Origin of the sequence: Meiothermus sp. (genome assembly GCF_025056915.1) — a bacterium.
GTDB lineage: Bacteria > Deinococcota > Deinococci > Deinococcales > Thermaceae > Meiothermus.
This window is the reverse complement of sequence record NZ_JANWVH010000166.1, coordinates 1-1,212: the sequence shown is the minus strand read 5'-3', so window position 1 is coordinate 1,212 and position 1,212 is coordinate 1. Positions and strand designations below refer to the sequence as shown.

The following is a 1,212-nucleotide window of genomic DNA, read 5'->3' as shown; positions in this document are numbered from 1 at the left end:
GCCCAGCAGGTCGGGGTCGCGGTACAGCCCGCTGGCATCAGCCCCGCTGTCGCCGGTGAGCAGGCAGACGCGGTAAAGGTGGGGCTGGTCGGCGGGCGCATAGGGGCGGATGGTGAAGGGCATGCCTCATGGTACCCAGTTAGAACAGTCGCTACACCACCCCGTTGAATACCATTGCGTCCAGCAAGGATCATGGAGACGGCTGTATGTAGTAAGAGGGCTTCAGGAAAACGAAGAAGATGGAAATAGCCAAAAAAACCATGCCCAGAAGGAAGTAACTCCAGTACACAAACCCGGTTAGTTCGGGCCGGGCCGCTATAAGTTTGCGGTTGACCCCAAAGAGCGATTGCAAGGCCATAACCGGCGCAAACAAAAACCAAAGAAACTCAAGGGTTGAAACCCCTATGGCAAAGGGCAATTTTCCAGCAAACACATCTGCAAATTCGTAGGTTCAAGGTCTTTCGCATTTTGGCTGGCCCTTACCGTAACCGCAGGCAACGCTTGGGGCTTCGGGTCAACCTCAGCGCGGCTATCTACAACCGCGATGGTGCCAGGAAAAACTCAACCCGCTGTCTAGCTAATGTCCCTCTGGACGCGATACTCGACTTCCGCAGGAACTCTATTGTCTTGCCGTGCTCATGTCCACCCCTTCAATAGTCCAGTAAACGCATCCCATACTGCTGGCCTGACTTGGTCAAATGAAACATTAGGGCACGCGAAAAACCCAGTAAAAAACCGCCCCGAGGAATATGATTCCAAGCAGCAAAAAACCACTCAGGATGAAATCTGCAATATCACTATGCTGCTTAGCGATGGCTTGGTGAAATCCTGAAAACGCCATAAGTAATAGGAGCGCTGCAAATGCAGTAAAGAGCATAGCGGGGTTATCAAGCTGAAATCCACTGGCTTGCCATCTACCAAAAGCCGGAACGATGAGTAGGCTTCCGGAAAGACCATATATGAACCTGATCAGCAAAAGTAGTACTTTTTGTCTCGGAGTAAAGCCTTGTTGTGATTTGCTTTCCATGAGCAACCCCCCAATTTTCTGGTTATCCGGATTCATGGAATGCATCCTTTGGCTCTCATAACTCGATTATAGGCTTGCAGCGCAACTCCATATGCTGCAAGCGCTGCAGCACACCAAGGAGAAAAAGGTATAAAACATGCAGAAAGTCCTGCAGTGGCAAGTACAAGCCCCGCGATGGCAAGAAC

Annotated in this window: 1 protein-coding gene and 1 pseudogene; one reads left to right on the top strand and one right to left on the bottom strand. The window is 51.1% G+C overall.

Translation table 11 applies throughout. The features are described from left to right. Positions 1 to 441: 441 nt before the first annotated feature. A pseudogene (locus NZN28_RS14455) lies at positions 442 to 546 on the top strand (IS5/IS1182 family transposase); the annotation flags it as partial. 160 nt (positions 547 to 706) lie between these two features. Here the strand turns inward: NZN28_RS14455 and NZN28_RS14450 are convergent. Further along, complete coding sequence (locus NZN28_RS14450; RefSeq protein ID WP_295399345.1) at positions 707 to 1,063, bottom strand: hypothetical protein; 357 nt, start codon at positions 1,061 to 1,063, stop codon at positions 707 to 709. Positions 1,064 to 1,212: the final 149 nt, after the last annotated feature.